Raw genomic sequence first — 19,555 nt, forward strand, 5'->3', positions numbered from 1 at the left:
GTTGCTTTTTGTTGGAGAATCGGGCATTGGCCCGCCTCCGTTGAGTATTTGAACAGCAAGAGTCTCGTGACAACGAGGCCCGCTCTTTCGCATTGGCAGGACCCATGGAAACGCAGAATATCCGCATTCGCCTGAAAGCGTTCGATCACCGAGTGCTCGACCAGGCTGCCGGCGACATCGCTGACACCGCCCGCCGCACCGGCGCGCTCATCCGTGGTCCGATCCCCTTGCCGACCCACATCGACAAGTTCACCGTCAACCGCGGCCCGCACATCGACAAGAAGTCGCGCGAGCAGTTCGAGACCCGCACCTACAAGCGCATGCTGGACATCGTTCAGCCGACCCCGCAGACGGTCGACGCGCTGATGAAGCTGGACCTCGCCGCCGGCGTTGACGTGGAGATCAAGCTGGCGTAATGCGCCGCTTCCACTAGAGATTCGCGCTCCCCGCAAGGGTGAGGGCAGGTGCCTCGACCGGACCGATACAGGTCCAACGCAAGGCGCCGGAGGGTAAGACCTCGACACGATAGGGATACCGCCGGGCAGGTTTCGACCTGACCCGGGCCTGCGTCCCCCGTCACGTTCCCGCTTCGGCGGGGGCACCAGCCCGGGACGGGGCATGCATCATTTTCGGGCTGGAGCACGCCCCTGCGGGAATCGTCTCGTGGGGGCCTCTGTATAGGAGTGCTTGGTCATGCGCACTGGCGTGATCGTTAAGAAACTGGGGATGACCCGACTGTTCAAGGATGATGGCCGCCACGTGCCGGTCACCGTTCTTTCGCTCGAAGGCCTGCAGGTCGTCGGCCAGCGTACCGCGGATCGCGACGGCTATGTCGCGCTTCAGCTGGGCGCCGGCACCGCCAAGGTCAAGAATGTCGCCAAGCCGCAGCGCGGCCAGTTCGGCAAGGCCGAAGTGGAGCCCAAGGCGATCCTCGCGGAATTCCGCGTGAACGACGACGGTCTGCTCGACGTGGGCGCCGAGATTTCGGCCGACCATTATGTCGCCGGCCAGTTCGTCGACATCCAGGGTCGTACCCAGGGTAAGGGTTTCCAGGGCGGCATGAAGCGTTGGGGCTTCGGCGGTCTGCGCGCGACGCACGGCGTCTCGGTCTCGCACCGCTCGCTCGGTTCGACCGGTCAGCGCCAGGATCCCGGCAAGGTCTTCAAGAACAAGAAGATGGCCGGTCACATGGGTGACAAGTATCGCACCCAGCAGAATCTCGAGATCGTCGGCACCGACGTCGAGCGCGGCCTGATCTTCGTGAAGGGCTCGGTGCCCGGCTCGAAGGGTGGCTGGCTGTTCGTCAAGGACGCGGTGAAGATCGACCGCCCGGCCGACGCGCCGTTCCCCGCCGGCCTGAAGCAGGTCGCGAACAACAACGACACCGCTCCCGCCGAGACGCCGTCTGAAGAGACTGCGGCTCCGGAAGCGACCGACGGCCAGGAGGGCTGAACGTGAAGGTCAAGGTACAGACCCTCGACGCCAACGCAGGCGGCGACATCGAGCTCAAGGACGAGATTTTCGGCCTCGAGCCCCGCGCCGACATTCTGCACCGCGTCGTCACCTGGCAGCTGGAAAAGCGCCGTGCGACCGCTCGCGGTACGCGTGAGCGTTCGGACGTTGCCCGCACCGGCAAGAAGTTCGGTCGCCAGAAGGGCGGCGGCACCGCCCGTCACGGCGATCGCCGCGCTCCGGTGTTCATCGGCGGTGGTAAGGCGCACGGCGCTCGCGTTCGCGACTTCAATCCGTCGCTGAACAAGAAGATCCGCGCGCTGGGCCTGAAGATGGCGCTGTCGAGCCACGCCAAGGCGGGTTCGCTGATCGTCCTCGACACGCTGACCGGCGAGAAGACCAAGTCGCTCAAGGGTCAGTTCGAAAAGCTGGGCTTCGGCAAGTCGGCGCTGGTGATCGACGGCGAGACCGTCGAGAACGGTTTCGCGCTCGCTGCCCGCAACCTGCCCTACGTCGACGTGCTGCCCGCGCTGGGCGCCAACGTCTACGACATCCTGAAGCACGACACGCTGGTCCTGACCCGCGCTGCCGTCGAGAAGCTGGAGGCGCGCTTCAATGGCTAAGAAGCAGACGCAGGCCGTCGACAACCGTCATTATGACGTGATCGTCGCGCCGCACATCACCGAGAAGTCGACGCTCGTCTCCGAGCACAACGCAGTTGTGTTCAAGGTTGCCGGCGACGCCACCAAGCCCGAGATCAAGGCTGCCGTCGAGGCGCTCTTCTCGGTCAAGGTGCTGGGCGTGAACACGATCGTCCAGAAGGGCAAGACCAAGAAGTGGAAGGGCAAGCCCTACACCCGGTCTGACATCAAGAAAGCGATCGTGACGCTCGCCGAAGGCGATCAGATCGACGTGACGACGGGGATCTGAGGCAATGGCACTCAAGAACTATAATCCGACGTCGCCTGGCGTCCGTGGACTGATCCTGATCGATCGCTCCAGCCTGTACAAGGGTCGCCCCGTCAAGGCGCTGACCGAAGGCAAGAACAAGACCGGCGGCCGTAACAACAAGGGTCACGTGACCTCGCGCGGTATCGCGGGCGGTCACAAGCAGCGCTATCGCATCATCGACTTCAAGCGTCGCCTGTGGGACGTCGAAGGCACGGTCGAGCGCATCGAATATGATCCCAACCGCACCGCCTTCATCGCCCTGGTGAACTATGGTGCCGACGAAGCGGGCAAGGATCGCGTCGCCTACATCATCGCACCGCAGCGCCTCGGCGTCGGCGATAAGGTGATCGCGGGCAAGAAGACCGACGTGAAGCCGGGCAACGCCATGGAACTGGGCCAGATGCCGGTCGGCACCATCGTCCACAATGTGGAGATGAAGCCGGGCAAGGGCGGTCAGATCGCACGTTCGGCAGGCACCTATGTGCAGGTCGTCGGTCGTGATCGCGGCATGGTCATCGTTCGCCTGAATTCGGGTGAGCAGCGCTACATCCACGCAGCCTGCATGGGCACGGTCGGTGCGGTGTCCAACCCGGACAACCAGAACCAGAACCTGGGCAAGGCCGGTCGCAACCGCTGGAAGGGCATCCGCCCGCTGACCCGTGGTGTCGCGAAGAACCCGGTCGACCACCCGCACGGCGGCGGCGAAGGCCGTACCTCGGGCGGCCGTCACCCGGTCACCCCGTGGGGCAAGCCGACCAAGGGTGCGCGCACCCGCCACAACAAGGCGACGGACAAGATGATCATCCGTTCGCGTCACGCCAAGAAGAAGGGCTAACCGCTCATGGCTCGTTCCGTCTGGAAGGGTCCGTTCGTGGACCTCCACCTCCTGAAGAAGGCGCAGACCGCGCAGGAGACCAACGCGCGTGCGCCGATCAAGACCTGGTCGCGCCGCTCGACGATCCTGCCCGACTTCGTCGGCCTGACCTTCAGCGTCTATAATGGCCGCAAGTTCGTGCCGGTCTCGGTCAACGAGGACATGGTCGGCATGAAGCTGGGCGAGTTCGCTCCCACCCGCTTCTTCCCGGGCCACGCAGCCGACAAGAAGGGTAAGCGCTGATGTCCAAGCAGGCAGCTCCGCGTCGCGTTGGCGACAATGAAGCGCTGGCCGTGGCCACGCAGATCCGCGGCTCCGCGCAGAAGCTCAACCTGGTTGCGGGCCTGATCCGCGGCCGCAAGGTTGGCGATGCGATGAACATCCTCGCTTTCTCGAAGAAGGCGATGGCGGTCGACGCCCGCAAGGTTCTCGCCTCGGCGATCGCCAATGCGGAAAACAATCATAACCTCGACGTCGACGCACTCGTCGTTGCCGAGGCTTCGGTCGGCAAGTCGATCACGATGAAGCGCTTCGCGACCCGCGGCCGTGGCAAGTCCACCCGCATCCTGAAGCCGTTCTCGCGCCTTCGCATCGTCGTCCGCGAGCAGGAAGAAGAGGCTTAAGATGGGTCACAAGAGCAACCCGATCGGTCTGCGTCTCCAGATCAACCGGACCTGGGACAGCCGCTGGTTCGCCGAGGGCGCCGATTACGGCCGTCTCCTCGTCGAGGATCTGAAGATCCGCCAGTACATCCTCAAGACGCTGCCGCAGGCCGCGATCTCGAAGGTCGTGATCGAGCGTCCGGCCAAGCTGTGCCGCATCTCGATCTATGCCGCCCGTCCGGGCGTCATCATCGGCAAGAAGGGCGCGGACATCGAGAAGCTTCGCAAGAAGCTGGGCGAGATGACCTCGTCGGACGTGTCGCTGAACATCGTCGAGATCCGCAAGCCCGAGGTCGACGCCAAGCTCGTCGCGCAGGGCATTGCCGAGCAGCTCGAGCGTCGTATCGCCTTCCGCCGCGCCATGAAGCGTGCGGTCCAGTCGGCGATGCGCCTGGGCGCCGAAGGCATCCGGATCAACTGCGGCGGCCGTCTCGGCGGTGCCGAGATCGCCCGGTCCGAATGGTATCGCGAAGGCCGCGTGCCGCTGCACACGCTGCGCGCCAACATCGATCATGCCGAGGCCCAGGCCCACACCGCTTACGGCGTGTGCGGCGTGAAGGTCTGGATCTTCAAGGGTGAGATCCTGGGTCACGATCCGATGGCGCAGGACCGTCTGAACATGGAGGCTCAGACCTCCGGCGTGCGCCCCGCGCGCGACGACCGTCGCTAAGGACTAGAGACAATGCTGCAACCGAAGCGCACCAAGTTCCGCAAGGCCTTCAAGGGCCGCATCCATGGCGACGCCAAGGGTGGCGCGACGCTCAACTTCGGCGCCTATGGCCTGAAGGCAATGGAGCCGGAGCGGATCACCGCGCGTCAGATCGAGGCGGCTCGCCGCGCGATCACGCGTCACATCAAGCGCCAGGGGCGTTTGTGGATCCGCATCTTCCCGGACGTGCCGGTGTCGTCGAAGCCGGCCGAAGTCCGCATGGGCTCGGGCAAGGGCTCGCCGGAATTCTGGGTGGCACGCGTCAAGCCGGGCCGCATCCTGTTCGAGCTGGACGGCGTTCCCGGCCCGCTCGCAGCGGAAGCGTTCGAGCGCGCCGCGATGAAGCTGCCGATTCGTACCAAGGTCGTGGCCCGCCTCGGCGACACGTCGCACCTGGAGGGCTGATAAGATGACCAAGGCAACCGATCTTCGGGCAAAGTCCGACGACCAGCTCTCCGACGAGCTCGGCAACCTGAAGCGCGAGGCATTCAACCTGCGCTTCCAGGCTGCCACGAGCCAGCTCGAGAAGCCGTCGCGCGTGAAGGAGGTCCGCAAGGACATCGCCCGTATCAAGACGCTGCAGAACGAGCGCTCGCGCTCGTCTGCCAAGTAAGAGGACGAAACCATGCCGAAGCGCGTGCTGACCGGGAACGTGGTTTCCGACAAGGGCGACAAGACCGTGGTCGTGCTGGTGGAGCGTAAGGTCAAGCACCCGCTCTACGGCAAGATCATTCGCCGCTCGAAGAAGTACCACGCCCATGACGAGGCGAATGAATACAAGGCTGGCGAGACGGTCCGGATCGAAGAGACCAAGCCGATCTCGAAGCTGAAGACCTGGACGGTCGTCGAGCGGGTGAACACCCACGCGACCCCCGCCAAGTCGACCGAAGCCTGACACTTTAACTGGAACCACCGGGCGCGTCCCGGCAGGCCAAACGAGAAGGAACCGGATCGATGATCCAGATGCAGTCCAATCTCGACGTCGCAGACAACAGCGGCGCGAAGCGGGTGCAGTGCATCAAGGTGCTGGGCGGCTCTAAGCGTCGCACGGCCGGCGTTGGCGACGTGATCGTCGTCAGCGTCAAGGAAGCACAGCCGCGCGGTCGCGTTAAGAAGGGCGACGTCCACCGTGCCGTGATCGTGCGTACCGCGAAGGACATTCGCCGCGCCGATGGCTCGGTGATCCGCTTCGACGGCAATGCCGCGGTGCTGGTCAACAAGAACGAGGAGCCGATCGGCACCCGTATCTTCGGCCCGGTCGTCCGCGAGCTGCGCTCGAAGGGATATATGAAGATCATTTCGCTCGCGCCGGAGGTGCTGTAATGGCTGCCGCCAAGATCAAGAAGGGTGACCGCGTGATCGTCCTGTCCGGTAAGGACAAGGGCCGCACCGGCGACGTCATCCAGTCGCTGCCCAAGGACGGCAAGGTCGTCGTCGACGGCATCAACGTCCATGCTCGTCACACCAAGCCGAGCCAGGGCGACCCGCAGGGCGGCATCAAGCGCGCTCCCGCGCCGATGCCGGTTTCGAAGGTCGCTCACGTGACCGCAGACGGCAAGGCGACGCGCGTTCGTTTCGAAATCCGCGACGGCAAGAAGGTCCGTGTTGCGGTCAAGACCGGGGAGGTCATCAATGGCTGACGCTTACACCCCGCGCATGCGCAAGCTCTATGACGAGACCATCGCGAAGGCGATGACCGAGAAGTTCGGTTACAAGAACGTCATGGAAGTCCCGAAGATCTCGAAGATCGTCCTGAACATGGGCGTCGGCGAGGCCACCCAGGACAAGAAGAAGGTCGAACAGGCCGCAGCCGAGATGGAGCTGATTGCCGGTCAGAAGCCGGTCGTCACCAAGGCGAAGAAGTCGATCGCGCAGTTCAAGCTGCGTGAAGGCATGCCGATCGGTTGCAAGGTGACGCTCCGCCGTGAGCGCATGTTCGAGTTTCTCGATCGCCTCGTGACGATCGCGATGCCCCGCATCCGCGACTTCCGTGGCCTGAATGCGAACTCGTTCGACGGCCGTGGCAACTATGCCATGGGCATCCGCGAGCAGATCGTGTTCCCCGAGATCAACTATGACCGCATCGACAAGGTGCGCGGCATGGACATCATCGTGACCACCACTGCGAAGACCGACGATGAAGCCCGTGAGCTTCTCCGTCTTTTCGGCTTCCCGTTCATCGGGCAGCAGGCCGACCAGGCCCAGGCAGCGTAAGGGAAAGAGAACTTAAGTCATGGCGAAACTGAGTTCGATCAACAAGAATGAGCGTCGCAAGAAGCTGGTGAAGAAGTATGCCGGCCGTTATGCGAAGCTGAAGGCGATGGCGAAGGACCAGTCGCTCGATGAGACCGAGCGTCTGATCGCGCGCCTGAAGATGGCTGAGGTGCCGCGCAACGGCAACCCGACCCGCATTCGCAACCGGTGCGAGCTGACTGGCCGCCCGCGCGCCTATTACCGCAAGTTCCGTCTCGCTCGCGTGATGCTCCGCGATCTGGCCAACAAGGGCCTGATCCCCGGCGTCACCAAGTCGAGCTGGTAAGGATCACGAAGCATGGCATTGACCGATCCCCTGGGTGATATGCTCACCCGCATCCGCAACGGCCAGCGCGCCCGCAAGGACAGCGTCCTGACGCCGGCGTCGAAGCTTCGTGCCCGTGTGCTCGACGTGCTTCAGCGTGAAGGCTATATCCGTGGCTACAGCGACGAGCAGATGGGCCCCGCGGCCGGCATCCGCATCGAACTGAAGTATTTCGAGGGCCAGCCGGCGATCCAGCACGTCGCTCGCGTCTCGAAGCCCGGCCGCCGTGTCTATTCGGGCTCGCAGGAACTCCCGCGCGTCCGCAACGGCCTCGGCATCACCATCGTCTCGACGCCGAAGGGCGTTCTCTCGGATGCGGAAGCACGCGAGCAGAATGTCGGCGGCGAAGTGCTTGCGGAGGTCTTCTGATGAGCCGCATCGGCAAGAAGGCAGTCACCGTCCCGTCGGGCGTGACCGCGAACATCGCTGACGGCGTGCTGAGCGTGAAGGGCCCCAAGGGCACCCTGTCGCTGCAGCTGGCCGAAGACATCAGCTACGAGGTCCAGGACGGCGGCATTTCGGTGAAGCCGGCCAACGACTCCAAGCGCGCCCGTGCCTTTTGGGGCATGCAGCGCACGCTGGTTCAGAACCTGGTCACCGGTGTGACCGACGGCTTCACCAAGAAGCTGCTGATCTCCGGCGTCGGTTACCGCGCGAGCTCGCAGGGCAAGAAGCTGAAGCTTCAGCTCGGCTATTCGCACGATGTCGACATCGACGTGCCGGAAGGCATCGAGATTAAGACGCCGGATCAGACCACGGTCGAGATCTCGGGTATCGACAAGCAGAAGGTCGGCCAGATCGCGGCCGAGATTCGCCGCTGGCGGAAGCCTGAGCCCTACAAGGGCAAGGGCATCAAGTACGACGGCGAGTATATCTTCCGCAAGGAAGGGAAGAAGAAGTAATGACCAAGGGTCTCTCTCTCTTCGAGAAGCGCCGCCGTCGCAACCGTACCGCGCTGCGCGCGCGTGCCGGTGGCCGTCCGCGTCTCTCGGTGCATCGTTCGGGCAAGCACATCTATGCCCAGGTGATCGACGACGCCGAAGGCAAGACCGTCGCGTCTGCCTCGACCATCGACAAGGGCGCCAAGGGCTCGACCGGCGCGACGATCGCAGCGGCTCAGGAAGTCGGCAAACGCGTGGCGGAAGCCGCCAAGCAGGCCGGCGTCACCCAGGTCGTGTTCGATCGCGGTGGCTTCCTGTTCCACGGTCGCGTCAAGGCGCTGGCGGAAGCCGCGCGTGAAAGCGGATTGGAGTTCTAAGAATGGCCGACGAAATCAATCAGGCACCCGCCGAGGGCGCCGTCGAGGCGCAGGACGCCGGCCAGGAGCAGGCTCGTGGCCGTGGCCGTGGCCGTGGTGGTAACGATCGGGGCCCCGGCCGTGGCGGCCGTGACGGCAATCGTGGTCGTCGCGACGATCGCCGCAACGCCGAGGACGGTGGCGAAGAGCTGATCGAGAAGCTGGTTCACATCAACCGCGTCTCGAAGACGGTGAAGGGCGGCAAGCGCTTCGGCTTCGCGGCGCTGGTCGTCGTGGGCGACGGCAAGGGCCGTGTCGGCTTCGGTCATGGCAAGGCGCGCGAAGTGCCGGAAGCCATCTCGAAGGCGACCGCCGCTGCCAAGAAGACCATGGTCCGCATCCCGCTCAAGGAAGGCCGCACCCTGCATCACGATGGCAATGGCCATTTCGGTGCGGGCAAGGTGACCCTCCGTTCGGCGCCGCAGGGCACCGGCATCATCGCAGGCGGCCCGATGCGCGCCGTCTTCGAGAGCCTGGGCGTTGCCGACGTCGTGACCAAGTCGGTCGGCACGTCCAACCCGTACAACATGATCCGCGCCACTTTCGAGGCGCTGCGTGACCAGACTTCGCCGAAGTCGGTCGCCCAGCGGCGCGGCAAGAAGATCGCCGACCTGCTCGGCCGCGGTGGGTCGCAGACCGCCGAGGCGGATGCGGCCGCGATCGCGGAGTAATCGACATGGCGAAGATCAAGATCAAGCAGACCGGTTCGCCGATCCGCCGCACCAGCGATCAGCGCGCAACGCTGATCGGCCTGGGCCTCAACAAGATGCACCGGGTGTCGGAGCTCGAGGATACCCCCGAGGTTCGCGGCATGATCCGCAAGGTGCAGCACATGGTCGAGGTGCTGGGCTAAGGCCCGGTCGACTCGATCAGCTACCCGAATCCGGGTGACAAACAAGCGAAGGGGGGCTATCGGCCCCCCTTCCGATTTCTCCAGCGCGACAAAAGCGAAAGCGAGTGCATATCATGAAGCTGAACGACCTCACCGACAATAATGGCGCCCGCAAGAGCCGCGTGCGCGTGGGCCGCGGCATCGGTTCCGGCGTGGGCAAGACCGCGGGTCGCGGTCAGAAGGGCCAGAAGAGCCGCAGCGGCGTCTCGATCAAGGGCTTCGAGGGCGGTCAGATGCCGCTCCACATGCGCATCCCGAAGCGTGGCTTCAACAACATCTTCGCCAAGGATTATGCCGAGGTGAACCTGGGCGCGATCCAGAAGGCGATCGACTCGGGCAAGCTGACCGGCAGCGACATCGACCACGCAGCGCTGAAGGCCGCCGGCCTGGCACGCGGCGGCAAGGACGGCGTGCGTCTGCTCGGCAAGGGCGAGCTGAGCGCGAAGCTGAGCTTCACCGTCGCCGGCGCGTCGAAGAGCGCGATCGAGGCGGTCGAGAAGGCCGGTGGTTCGGTGACGATCCCGGAGATCGTTCCGGCGGCCGAGAAGGCCAAGGCCAAGAAGGGCCAGACCCTGGCCGCCAAGAAGGCCGCAAAGGCATAACCTGCTGACCCCGGCCTTCGGGCCGGGGCCCAGCTTCGGGCCGTTCGGGGCTGGGATCAGATTGTCCTCGACGCAGGACAACCTATATGAGCGGCGGGGGGCGGCAAACGCTCGACCGCCGTTTTTGTTTCCGGGACTTGAGAACTCATGGCATCCGCAGCCGACCAACTCGCATCCAGCATAAGCCTGGCCAAGTTCAGCAAGGCCACCGACCTGAAAAAGCGCCTGTGGTTCACCATCGGCGCGCTGATCGTGTTCCGGCTGCTGAGCTACGTCCCGATTCCGGGCATCGACGCAACCCAGCTCGGCGTCCTGACCAACCAGGTCCAGGGCGGCGTCCTCGATTTCTTCAACAGCTTCACCGGCGGCGCGCTCAACCGCGCCTCGATCGTCGCGCTGGGCGTCATGCCCTACATCACCGCCTCGATCGTCGTTCAGCTCGCGACCTCGCTGTCGCCGACGCTGGCCGCGATCAAGAAGGAAGGCGAGAGCGGCCGCAAGCGGCTGAACCAATATACACGTTACGGCACGGTCGCGCTGACCGCGGTCCAGGGCTGGTTCATCGCCACCGGCCTCGAGCATGCGGTCGCCGGCGGGGTCTCCCCGGTGATCGAGCCGGGCTATATGTTCCGGATCGGCGCAGTCATCTCGCTGATCGGCGGCACGCTGTTCCTGATGTGGCTGGGTGAGCAGATCACCAGCCGCGGCATCGGCAACGGCATCTCGCTGATCATCATGGCGGGCATCGTCGCCCGACTGCCTGCCACCGTGCTGCAGATGTTCGAGCAGGTCCGCACCGGCTCGATGAACGGCCTGTACCTGTTCGTCATCCTGATCGGCATTGCCGCACTGGTGCTGTTCATCTGCTTCATGGAGCGGGCGCAGCGCCGGATCCTGATCCAGTATCCGAAGCGCCAGACGGCGCGCGGTGTGCAGGCCGAGCGCAGCCACCTGCCGCTCAAGCTCAACACCGCCGGCGTGATCCCGCCGATCTTCGCCTCCTCGCTGCTGCTGCTGCCGCTGACGATCAGCCAGTTCGCCGGCCAGGCGCAGACGACCGAGGGGTGGTGGGGCGAGACGCTGGTGTTCCTGAACACCTATCTGCGTCATGGCTCGCCGATCTACATGGCGCTCTATGGCCTCGGCATCATCTTCTTCTCGTTCTTCTACACCGCAGTGGTGTTCAATCCCGAGGAGACGGCGGACAATCTGAAGCGCCACGGCGGTTTCATCCCCGGCATCCGTCCGGGCAAGAACACCGAGGCCTATTTCGATTACGTCCTGACCCGGATCACCGTGATCGGTGCGGCCTATCTGACCTTCATCTGCCTGGTGCCCGAATATATCACGGCATCGGCGGGGATCAGCTTCCTGATGGGCGGCACTAGCCTTCTGATCGTGGTCAACGTAACGATGGACACGGTAACGCAGATCCAGTCGCACCTGCTGGCGCACCAGTATGGCGATCTGATCAAGAAGGCGAAGCTGAAGGGCCGTCAGCGCTGAGGTGCGCCGACGTAAGGGGAGAGTTGTGTTGAACATCATCCTGCTGGGGCCCCCGGGGGCGGGCAAGGGCACCCAGGCGAGCCGGCTCGAGTCCGATCGCGGCATGGTTCAGCTGTCGACCGGCGACATGCTTCGCGCGGCCGTGAAGGCCGGCACGCCGGTCGGGTTGAAGGCCAAGGCCGTGATGGAGGCGGGCGAGCTCGTTTCCGACGAGATCGTCTCGGGCATCATCGGTGAGCGGCTGGACCAGCCTGACACCCAGGCCGGAGCGATCTTCGACGGGTATCCGCGCACCGCGGCACAGGCCGAATCGCTCGATGCGCTGCTCGCCGAGCGGGACCGCAAGCTCGATTATGTGATCGAGCTGGCAGTCGACGAGGAGGCGCTGGTCGAGCGCATCACCGGCCGCTTCACCTGCGCCAAATGCGGCGCCGGCTATCATGACGTGTTCAAGCAGCCCAAGGTCGAGGGCATTTGCGACGTGTGCGGCAATCATGAGTTCAAGCGCCGTCCCGACGACAATGCCGAGACCGTCCGCACGCGGATGGTCGAGTATCGCGCCAAGACCGCGCCGATCCTGCCGATCTACGAGGCGCGGGGCCTGGTCCACCGCGTCGACGGCATGGCCGACATCGCGGTCGTGACCGCGCAGATCGAGGCGATTCTCGACGGCAAGGCCTGACGAAGCCGCCGCCGCCGACCAGCTTCGGAGACAAAGGAAAGGCTGCTCGACCGACGAGCGGCCTTTCTGCGTTTCTGCAGCCGCGCCGCTCGGGCCGGTAGGACAGCGGATCATGACCAAAAGTTCATGTGGCGGTCACCCTCCATGGCGGCGCGATCCCGTAGAGCGGGCGCAACGGACCGGCCAGCCGGTCCGCGACGGGAAGGACCCCCTTCTTCTCGTCTCCCTCCCTGCCCTCGGGAGATCGTGGCCGGCGGGACGCCCCTCCCGTCGGCCACATTGCGTTCTGCCGCGACTCGGCACGGACAGCGGGGCGGTCCAGACATGGCACTGCGAGTCGCGACACCGGAAGCGATCTCACGCCACGCTTGGCACCCCTTCGGTAAAGGTATATATCACGCGCATCACGGCGACCTTGCTGCTCGATGCTTGACAGCGTCGACGCAGCTGCATATGTCGCGCTTCTTCCGATACCCCGGTCGTCCGGCTGTGCCTCGCGCGCATGCCGTCTATCGTGCGTCTCGGATCAACGCGATGAGATGGGGGGCCGGCAGCCATGCAGCCTCTCGTGGAGCTGGGAGATAAATTCCATGGCACGTATTGCGGGTGTTAACATCCCGACCAACAAGCGCGTAGTGATCGCGCTTACCTATATCCACGGCATCGGCCCGACCAAGGCCAAGGAAATCACCGAGAAGCTGGGCATCGCCAGCGAGCGTCGCGTGCAGGACCTGAGCGACCAGGAGGTCCTTCAGATCCGCGAGACCATCGACGCCGGTTACACGGTGGAAGGCGATCTTCGTCGCGAGACCGCGATGAACATCAAGCGCCTGATGGACCTGGCCTGCTATCGCGGCCTGCGTCATCGCAAGGGCCTGCCCGTCCGTGGCCAGCGCACCCACACCAACGCCCGTACCCGCAAGGGCAAGGCGAAGCCGATCGCCGGCAAGAAGAAGTAAGGGAGCGCTGAACAATGGCACGTGAACCGCAGCGTCTTCGCCGTCGCGAACGCAAGAACATCACCGCAGGCGTCGCTCATGTGAACGCCAGCTTCAACAACACCATGATCACGATCACCGATGCCCAGGGCAACGCGATCTCGTGGTCGTCGGCTGGCATGATGGGCTTCAAGGGCTCGCGCAAGTCGACCCCGTACGCCGCGCAGGTTGCGGCCGAGGACGCGGGCAAGAAGGCCGCCGAGCATGGCGTCCGCACGCTCGAGGTCGAGGTCAAGGGTCCGGGTTCGGGCCGCGAGTCGGCGCTGCGCGCGCTGCAGGCGGTCGGTTTCCAGATCACCTCGATCCGCGACGTGACCTCGATCCCGCACAATGGCGTGCGTCCGTCGAAGCGTCGCCGCGTCTGATCAAGTTCCGCTTCGGGGACGGGTTCGGGAGCGGACCCGTCCCCGGGCGGCTGAATTTTCGGTGGAGACGCTCCCGCTCCACCCAACGAGAGGGAAAGCCCAGTGTCCGTCAATTCCAAGAACTGGCAGGAACTCAAGAAGCCCAGCGGCCTCGAAAAGAAGCCCGGCGGCGATCCCAAGCGCAAGTCGGCCTTCATCGCGGAACCGCTCGAGCGCGGCTTCGGCCTGACGCTCGGCAACGCGCTGCGTCGCGTGCTGCTGTCGTCGCTCCAGGGCGCGGCCGTCACGTCGATCAAGATCGAGAATGTTCTTCACGAATTCTCGAGCCTCGCCGGCGTGCGCGAGGACGTCACCGACATCGTGCTGAACGTCAAGCAGATCGCGCTCAAGATGCAGGGCGAAGGCCCGAAGCGCCTTCAGCTGTCGGCCACCGGCCCGGCTGAAGTGAAGGCTGGCGACATCGCCGTGTCCGGCGACATCGAGGTCATGAACCCCGATCTGGTCATCTGCCATCTCGATGATGGTGCGACGCTGAACATGGAACTGACCGCCGACACCGGCAAGGGCTATGTCCCGGCCGCGGCCAACCGTCCGGCGGACGCTCCGATCGGCCTGATCCCGATCGACGCGCTCTACTCGCCGGTCCGCCAGGTGTCGTACAAGGTCGATCCGACCCGCGTCGGCCAGGACCTCGACTATGACAAGCTGACGCTGACCGTCGAGACCGACGGCACGGTGACCCCGGAAGACTCGATCGCCTATGCGGCACGGATCCTCCAGGACCAGCTGGCGCTGTTCGTCCACTTCGACGACTCGGCAGTAACCCGTTCGGCCCCGATCGGCATGGCGGCTCCGGCCACTGCGGCGACCGACGGCGGCGCAGGCGACACCGCGCAGATCAATCGTTACCTGCTCAAGAAGGTCGACGAGCTCGAACTGTCGGTTCGCTCGGCCAACTGCCTCAAGAACGACAACATCATCTATATCGGTGACCTGGTCCAGAAGACCGAAGCCGAGATGCTGCGCACGCCGAACTTCGGCCGCAAGTCGCTCAACGAGATCAAGGAGGTCCTGTCGTCGATGGGTCTTCGCCTGGGCATGGAAATCCCCGGCTGGCCGCCCGAGAATATCGAGGAAATGGCCAAGAAGCTCGAGCAGGAAATCATGGGCTGAGCCTCGCGTCCGGGATCAGCGTAAGCTGGTCCCGGGTCGATCGCGAGGCCCGGCCGGCGGGCTTGACCCGACCGACGACGCGGCTTTGCCGCGGCGGCCACAACAAGGGCTAGGGGCGGTGGCCCGTTTCTCACCGCCTGGTCTGGGGTACCTCGAACGGCCCCTTAACGAACGAAGGAAAGACACATGCGTCATAAGGTTGGCGGCCGTAAGCTGCAGCGCACTTCGGCCCATCGCGCGGCCCTGTTCCGCAATATGAGCGCCGCGCTCATCAAGCACGAGCAGATCACCACCACCGTTGCCAAGGCGAAGGAACTGCGTCCGTATATCGAGAAGCTGATCACCCTCGCCAAGAAGGGTGGCCTGTCGAACCGTCGTCTGGCGCACGCCCGTCTGCTCGACGATGCGCAGCTGGTGAAGCTGTTCGACGTGCTGGCATCGCGTTATGCCGATCGTAACGGCGGCTACACGCGCATCATCAAGACCGGCCCGCGCGCTTCGGACGCGTCGCCGATGGCGATCATCGAGTTCGTCGACCGCGACGTCTCGGCCAAGGGCCAGGATTCGGGCCCGGTGCTGACCGACGAGGATTTCGATCAGGCAGCCTGATCGACCTTGAGGAAGTCTGGGAAGGGCGGTCGCACGATGGTGCGGCCGCCCTTTCTCTGTTCTGCAAGGGGCGGGGGCACATAGTGTTCGTTTCGCGTTCGCAAGTTTTTGTCGAAGAGCGAAATCTCATCCAGTCCCCATCTCCACGCTCGGCCACGGCGCGCCTGATCTGGTGAGGCGCCGCGGCGGAGACAGCAGATGAAATCCCGTCACGACCCCGCACCGACACCGCTGCTCGGCGCCATCATCCCGATCGGCTTCGCGCTCGCGCCGCTTGGCGCGCTGCTCTGGGCGGTGCCCCAGACCGGCCTCGGCATCGGCTGAGGCGCGCCCCCCGGATTCGTAACCTCGGATACCACATGTGATTGAGTCGGGAGGATCGGCGCCCTAGGATGCGGACATTCATCTCCGGAGATCCTGAATGCGTCGCCTTTCCGCGCTGATACCCCTGTTGCTCGTCACCACCAGCCCCGTCATTGCCCAGACCGTTCAGGAGTCAGCCGCGACCATGCCGAAGATCGCCTATCCCGAGACGCGCCGGGTCGATGTGGTCGACGAGCAGTTCGGGGTGAAGGTGGCGGATCCGTATCGCTGGCTGGAGAATGACGTCCGCAACGACGCCGAGGTCGCCGCCTGGGTCGCCGCCGAGAACAAGGTCACCGACGCCTATCTCGCGACGCTGCCGGCGCGCGGCCTGTTCGCCGAGCGCATCAAGCAGCTGTTCGATTATGAGCGGTTCGGAACGCCCACGCACAAGGGCGCGCATTATTTCTATTCGCGCAACAGCGGACTGCAGAATCAGGCCGTGCTGTGGGTGCGCGACTCGCTCGACGGTCCGGGCCGGGTGCTGATCGATCCCAATGGCTGGTCGAAGGACGGCGCGACGGCGCTGGCCGAATGGCAGCCCTCCGAGGACGGCAAGCTGCTGCTCTATTCGATCCAGGACGGCGGCAGCGACTGGCGGACGATGAAGGTGATCGACGTCGCCACCGGCAAGGAGACCGGCGACGAGGTCAGCTGGGCGAAATACGGCATGGGCGCCAGCTGGGCCAAGGACGGCTCGGGCTTCTATTATTCGCGCTATCCCGAGCCGCCGGCGGACGCCAAGTTCCAGGCGCTGAACGAGAACCACAAGGTCTATTTCCACAAGCTCGGCACGCCGCAGAGCGCCGACCGGCTGATCTACGAGACGCCCGACAAGCCGAAGCTTGGCCATTATGCCAATCTGACCGATGACGGCCGCTATCTGGTCATCAGCACGACCGAGGGCACCGATAACCGCAACCTCGTCCATGTCATCGACCTGAAGGACCCGCAGCTCAAGCCGAAGCAGATCATCGGCGAGTTGAAGAACGACTGGACCCCGATCGGCAATGTCGGCTCGGTCTTCTATTTCTCGACGAATGCCGGTGCCCCGCGCGAGCGGGTGGTGACGATCGACATCGCCTCGGACGATCTGACGCCGAAGGAGATCGTGCCCGAAAGCAAGGCGACGCTCGGCCAAGCCACGATCGTCGGCGGCCGGCTGATCCTGTCCTATCTGGTCGACGCGAAGACCGAGGTCCGTCGCTACACCATGGAGGGCAAGCCTGACGGCGTCGTCAGCCTGCCCGGCATCGGCACCGCGTCGGGCTTCGGCGGTGATCAGGACAAGCCGGAGACCTTCTTCTCCTTCACCAGCTTCAATATGCCGACCGCGGTCTATCGCTATGACGTCGCCACGAACAAGGCGACGGTCTGGGCCCAGCCCAAGGTCGCCTTCAACCCCGACGACTACAAGGTCGAGCAACGCTTCTTCGCGTCGAAGGACGGGACGCGCGTGCCGGTGTTCATCGTGCGGCACAAGAACACGACCGGCCCGGCGCCGACGCTGCTGTGGGGCTATGGCGGCTTCAACGTCGCCTATACGCCCAGCTTCTCCGCTTCGCGCATCGCCTGGATGGAACAGGGCGGGGTGTTCGTCCTCGCCAACATCCGCGGCGGCGGCGAATATGGCAAGGCATGGCATGATGGTGGCCGGCTGCAGAACAAGCAGAATGTGTTCGACGACTTCATCGGCGCGGGCGAGTTCCTGATCCGCGAAGGCATCACCGGCAAGGGCCAGCTTGCGATCCAGGGCGGCTCGAACGGCGGCCTGCTCATCGGCGCTGTGGTCAACCAGCGTCCCGACCTGTTCGCTGCCGCACTGCCCGCCGTCGGCGTGATGGACATGCTGCGCTTCGATCGCTGGACCGCCGGCCGCTACTGGGTCGACGATTATGGCTATCCGTCGAAGGAAGCCGATTTCCGCAAGCTCTACAGCTACTCGCCCTATCACAACATCAAGGGCGGCCGGACCTATCCCGCGATCCTGGCGACCACCGCCGACACCGACGATCGCGTGGTGCCGGGGCACACGTTCAAATATGTCGCGGCGCTGCAGGCGGCCGATATCGGCGACAAGCCGCATCTCGTCCGCATCGAAACCCGCGCCGGCCATGGTTCGGGCAAGCCGACCGACAAGATCATCGAGGAAACCTCGGACCTCTATGCCTTCGCGGCACGCTGGACCGGCCTCGATGTCAGGAAGCGCTGACGAAATTGGGGGAGGGGGCCAGACGGCCCCTTCCCCTCGCGCCTTCATCTGCTATGCGCGCAGGGCATGAACCATCATGCCGATTCCATCCTCATCGTCGATTTCGGAAGTCAGGTCACCCAGCTGATCGCGCGCCGCGTGCGCGAGGCGGGCGTCTATAGCGAGATCGCCCCCTTCACGACCGCTGCCGAGGCTTTCGCCCGGATGAAGCCGAAGGGGATCATCCTCTCCGGCTCGCCCGCCTCGGTCCTCGACGAGGGCAGCCCGCGCGTGCCGCAGGAAATCTTCGACTCGGGTCTTCCCGTGCTCGGCATCTGCTATGGCCAGCAGGTGATGATGGAACAGCTCGGCGGCACCGTGCGTCAGGGCGACAGCGGCGAGTTCGGCAGCGCCTATATCACCATCCAGGACGAGTGCGTGCTGTTCGACGGCCTGTGGCAGGTCGACGAGAAGCATCAGGTGTGGATGAGCCATGGCGACAAGGTGACCGAGCTTGCGCCCGGCTTCCGTCCGGTGGCGGTCAGCCCGGGATCGCCCTTCGCAGTCGTCGCCGATGATGCGCGCCGCTATTACGCGACCCAGTTCCACCCGGAAGTGGTGCACACGCCCGACGGCGCACGCTTCCTCGCCAATTTCGTGCGTCATGTCTGCGGTCTCAGCGGCGACTGGACGATGGCGGAGTTCCGCGCCGCCAAGATCCAGGAGATTCGCGATCAGGTCGGAAGCGGGCGGGTGATCTGCGGCCTGTCGGGCGGCGTCGACAGTGCGGTCGCGGCGGTGCTGATCCACGAGGCGATCGGCGAGCAGCTGACCTGCGTTTTCGTCGACCACGGCCTGATGCGCAGCGGCGAGGCCGATCAGGTCGTCAGCCTGTTCCGCGGCCATTACAATATCCCGCTGGTCCATGTGAACGCGGAGACCCTGTTCCTGTCGGGTCTCGCGGGGCTTACCGATCCCGAAGCCAAGCGTAAGTTCATCGGCAAGACCTTCATCGACGTGTTCGACGACGAAGCCCGCAAGATCGGCGGCGCCGACTTCCTGGCGCAGGGGACGCTCTATCCCGATGTGATCGAGAGCGTCAGCTTCACCGGCGGCCCGTCGGTGACGATCAAGAGCCACCACAATGTCGGCGGGCTGCCCGAGCGGATGAAGATGAAGCTGGTCGAGCCGCTGCGCGAGCTGTTCAAGGACGAGGTCCGTGCGCTGGGCCGCGAGCTTGGCCTGCCCGACATCTTCGTCGGAAGGCATCCGTTCCCCGGGCCGGGCCTGGCGATCCGCATGCCCGGCGAAGTGACCAAGGAACGCTGCGACATCCTCCGCAAGGCCGATGCGATCTACCTCGAGGAGATTCGCAACGCTGGTCTCTACGATGCGATCTGGCAGGCGTTCGCGGTGCTGCTGCCGGTGCGCAGCGTCGGGGTGATGGGCGATGGCCGCACCTATGATTCGGTGCTGGCGCTGCGCGCGGTGACCTCGACCGACGGCATGACCGCGGTCGCCTATCAGTTCCCCGGCGACTTCCTGCCCCGCGTCGCGACGCGGATCGTCAACGAGGTGAAGGGAATCAACCGCGTCACCTACGACTATACCTCGAAGCCGCCCGGCACGATCGAATGGGAGTGACCGCAAC

30 protein-coding genes are annotated in these 19,555 nt (G+C 64.7%); all 30 read left to right on the top strand.

What is annotated here, in order from left to right; translation table 11 throughout:
• Nucleotides 1–104 precede the first annotated feature (104 nt).
• Nucleotides 105–416, top strand: a complete 312-nt coding sequence (gene rpsJ, locus ACZ1H8_RS13220; RefSeq protein WP_010545719.1) for a 30S ribosomal protein S10 — start codon at nt 105–107, stop codon at nt 414–416.
• 277 nt (nt 417–693) lie between these two features.
• On the top strand, nt 694–1,452 hold the full coding sequence (gene rplC / locus ACZ1H8_RS13225) for a 50S ribosomal protein L3 (protein ID WP_465177646.1): 759 nt from the start codon (nt 694–696) through the stop codon (nt 1,450–1,452).
• A gap of 2 nt (nt 1,453–1,454) precedes the next feature.
• Nucleotides 1,455–2,075 (top strand): 50S ribosomal protein L4, encoded by a 621-nt coding sequence (gene rplD, locus ACZ1H8_RS13230; protein ID WP_465177647.1) that lies wholly within the window; start codon nt 1,455–1,457, stop codon nt 2,073–2,075.
• Nucleotides 2,068–2,382, top strand: coding sequence for a 50S ribosomal protein L23 (locus tag ACZ1H8_RS13235; RefSeq protein ID WP_346248222.1), 315 nt, complete (start codon nt 2,068–2,070; stop codon nt 2,380–2,382). Before rplD ends, ACZ1H8_RS13235 begins: the two co-directional genes overlap by 8 nt.
• A gap of 4 nt (nt 2,383–2,386) precedes the next feature.
• The gene (gene rplB, locus ACZ1H8_RS13240; RefSeq protein WP_346248223.1) at nt 2,387–3,238 is read left to right on the top strand and encodes a 50S ribosomal protein L2; all 852 of its coding nucleotides are present in this window, start codon (nt 2,387–2,389) and stop codon (nt 3,236–3,238) included.
• A gap of 6 nt (nt 3,239–3,244) precedes the next feature.
• Complete coding sequence (gene rpsS, locus ACZ1H8_RS13245) at nt 3,245–3,520, top strand: 30S ribosomal protein S19 (protein WP_029936458.1); 276 nt, start codon at nt 3,245–3,247, stop codon at nt 3,518–3,520.
• Complete coding sequence (rplV, locus tag ACZ1H8_RS13250; protein ID WP_465177648.1) at nt 3,520–3,900, top strand: 50S ribosomal protein L22; 381 nt, start codon at nt 3,520–3,522, stop codon at nt 3,898–3,900. Before rpsS ends, rplV begins: the two co-directional genes overlap by 1 nt.
• Nucleotide 3,901: 1 nt before the next feature.
• On the top strand, nt 3,902–4,609 hold the full coding sequence (rpsC, locus tag ACZ1H8_RS13255) for a 30S ribosomal protein S3 (RefSeq protein WP_465177649.1): 708 nt from the start codon (nt 3,902–3,904) through the stop codon (nt 4,607–4,609).
• Nucleotides 4,610–4,621: 12 nt separating this feature from the next.
• Nucleotides 4,622–5,053 (top strand): 50S ribosomal protein L16, encoded by a 432-nt coding sequence (gene rplP / locus ACZ1H8_RS13260; protein ID WP_264943983.1) that lies wholly within the window; start codon nt 4,622–4,624, stop codon nt 5,051–5,053.
• A 4-nt stretch (nt 5,054–5,057) separates the two neighbouring features.
• The gene (gene rpmC / locus ACZ1H8_RS13265) at nt 5,058–5,261 is read left to right on the top strand and encodes a 50S ribosomal protein L29 (RefSeq protein WP_346248227.1); all 204 of its coding nucleotides are present in this window, start codon (nt 5,058–5,060) and stop codon (nt 5,259–5,261) included.
• Nucleotides 5,262–5,273: 12 nt separating this feature from the next.
• Nucleotides 5,274–5,543, top strand: coding sequence for a 30S ribosomal protein S17 (gene rpsQ / locus ACZ1H8_RS13270; RefSeq protein WP_346248228.1), 270 nt, complete (start codon nt 5,274–5,276; stop codon nt 5,541–5,543).
• Between the two features lie 59 nt (nt 5,544–5,602).
• Nucleotides 5,603–5,971: a 50S ribosomal protein L14 gene (gene rplN / locus ACZ1H8_RS13275; RefSeq protein WP_346248229.1), complete on the top strand. Its 369-nt coding sequence runs from the start codon at nt 5,603–5,605 to the stop codon at nt 5,969–5,971.
• Nucleotides 5,971–6,288, top strand: coding sequence for a 50S ribosomal protein L24 (gene rplX / locus ACZ1H8_RS13280; protein ID WP_465177650.1), 318 nt, complete (start codon nt 5,971–5,973; stop codon nt 6,286–6,288). Before rplN ends, rplX begins: the two co-directional genes overlap by 1 nt.
• On the top strand, nt 6,281–6,862 hold the full coding sequence (gene rplE, locus ACZ1H8_RS13285) for a 50S ribosomal protein L5 (RefSeq protein WP_465177651.1): 582 nt from the start codon (nt 6,281–6,283) through the stop codon (nt 6,860–6,862). The genes rplX and rplE overlap by 8 nt, the downstream gene beginning before the upstream one ends.
• A 19-nt stretch (nt 6,863–6,881) precedes the next feature.
• On the top strand, nt 6,882–7,187 hold the full coding sequence (gene rpsN, locus ACZ1H8_RS13290) for a 30S ribosomal protein S14 (protein WP_346248232.1): 306 nt from the start codon (nt 6,882–6,884) through the stop codon (nt 7,185–7,187).
• 12 nt (nt 7,188–7,199) lie between these two features.
• The gene (rpsH, locus tag ACZ1H8_RS13295; RefSeq protein WP_346248234.1) at nt 7,200–7,595 is read left to right on the top strand and encodes a 30S ribosomal protein S8; all 396 of its coding nucleotides are present in this window, start codon (nt 7,200–7,202) and stop codon (nt 7,593–7,595) included.
• On the top strand, nt 7,595–8,128 hold the full coding sequence (gene rplF / locus ACZ1H8_RS13300) for a 50S ribosomal protein L6 (RefSeq protein WP_465177652.1): 534 nt from the start codon (nt 7,595–7,597) through the stop codon (nt 8,126–8,128). The genes rpsH and rplF overlap by 1 nt, the downstream gene beginning before the upstream one ends.
• Nucleotides 8,128–8,484 (top strand): 50S ribosomal protein L18, encoded by a 357-nt coding sequence (gene rplR / locus ACZ1H8_RS13305; protein ID WP_346248237.1) that lies wholly within the window; start codon nt 8,128–8,130, stop codon nt 8,482–8,484. Before rplF ends, rplR begins: the two co-directional genes overlap by 1 nt.
• Before the next feature lie 2 nt (nt 8,485–8,486).
• A complete protein-coding gene (gene rpsE / locus ACZ1H8_RS13310; RefSeq protein WP_465177653.1) occupies nt 8,487–9,194 on the top strand; it encodes a 30S ribosomal protein S5 in 708 nt (235 codons plus the stop codon).
• A 5-nt stretch (nt 9,195–9,199) separates the two neighbouring features.
• Nucleotides 9,200–9,376: a 50S ribosomal protein L30 gene (rpmD, locus tag ACZ1H8_RS13315; RefSeq protein WP_465177654.1), complete on the top strand. Its 177-nt coding sequence runs from the start codon at nt 9,200–9,202 to the stop codon at nt 9,374–9,376.
• Between the two features lie 113 nt (nt 9,377–9,489).
• Nucleotides 9,490–10,017 (top strand): 50S ribosomal protein L15, encoded by a 528-nt coding sequence (rplO, locus tag ACZ1H8_RS13320; RefSeq protein WP_465177655.1) that lies wholly within the window; start codon nt 9,490–9,492, stop codon nt 10,015–10,017.
• Between the two features lie 147 nt (nt 10,018–10,164).
• Complete coding sequence (secY, locus tag ACZ1H8_RS13325) at nt 10,165–11,523, top strand: preprotein translocase subunit SecY (protein WP_465177656.1); 1,359 nt, start codon at nt 10,165–10,167, stop codon at nt 11,521–11,523.
• 28 nt (nt 11,524–11,551) lie between these two features.
• A complete protein-coding gene (locus ACZ1H8_RS13330; RefSeq protein WP_465181397.1) occupies nt 11,552–12,205 on the top strand; it encodes an adenylate kinase in 654 nt (217 codons plus the stop codon).
• A 590-nt stretch (nt 12,206–12,795) separates the two neighbouring features.
• On the top strand, nt 12,796–13,164 hold the full coding sequence (rpsM, locus tag ACZ1H8_RS13335) for a 30S ribosomal protein S13 (RefSeq protein WP_465177657.1): 369 nt from the start codon (nt 12,796–12,798) through the stop codon (nt 13,162–13,164).
• 14 nt (nt 13,165–13,178) lie between these two features.
• Nucleotides 13,179–13,568: a 30S ribosomal protein S11 gene (rpsK, locus tag ACZ1H8_RS13340; RefSeq protein WP_017979464.1), complete on the top strand. Its 390-nt coding sequence runs from the start codon at nt 13,179–13,181 to the stop codon at nt 13,566–13,568.
• Nucleotides 13,569–13,670: 102 nt separating this feature from the next.
• Nucleotides 13,671–14,741 carry a DNA-directed RNA polymerase subunit alpha gene (locus ACZ1H8_RS13345; protein ID WP_465177658.1) on the top strand — a complete coding sequence of 357 codons (1,071 nt, stop codon included), beginning with the start codon at nt 13,671–13,673 and terminating at the stop codon, nt 14,739–14,741.
• A 186-nt stretch (nt 14,742–14,927) separates the two neighbouring features.
• Entirely contained in the window at nt 14,928–15,350 is a 423-nt protein-coding gene (rplQ, locus tag ACZ1H8_RS13350) for a 50S ribosomal protein L17 (protein ID WP_465177659.1), read from the top strand.
• A 198-nt stretch (nt 15,351–15,548) separates the two neighbouring features.
• On the top strand, nt 15,549–15,674 hold the full coding sequence (locus ACZ1H8_RS13355) for a hypothetical protein (RefSeq protein ID WP_465177660.1): 126 nt from the start codon (nt 15,549–15,551) through the stop codon (nt 15,672–15,674).
• Between the two features lie 97 nt (nt 15,675–15,771).
• Nucleotides 15,772–17,925 (top strand): prolyl oligopeptidase family serine peptidase, encoded by a 2,154-nt coding sequence (locus tag ACZ1H8_RS13360; protein ID WP_465177661.1) that lies wholly within the window; start codon nt 15,772–15,774, stop codon nt 17,923–17,925.
• Between the two features lie 66 nt (nt 17,926–17,991).
• Complete coding sequence (guaA, locus tag ACZ1H8_RS13365; RefSeq protein WP_465177662.1) at nt 17,992–19,548, top strand: glutamine-hydrolyzing GMP synthase; 1,557 nt, start codon at nt 17,992–17,994, stop codon at nt 19,546–19,548.
• Nucleotides 19,549–19,555 lie beyond the last annotated feature (7 nt).

This window comes from Sphingomonas sp. BL-S-25 (assembly GCF_055521555.1).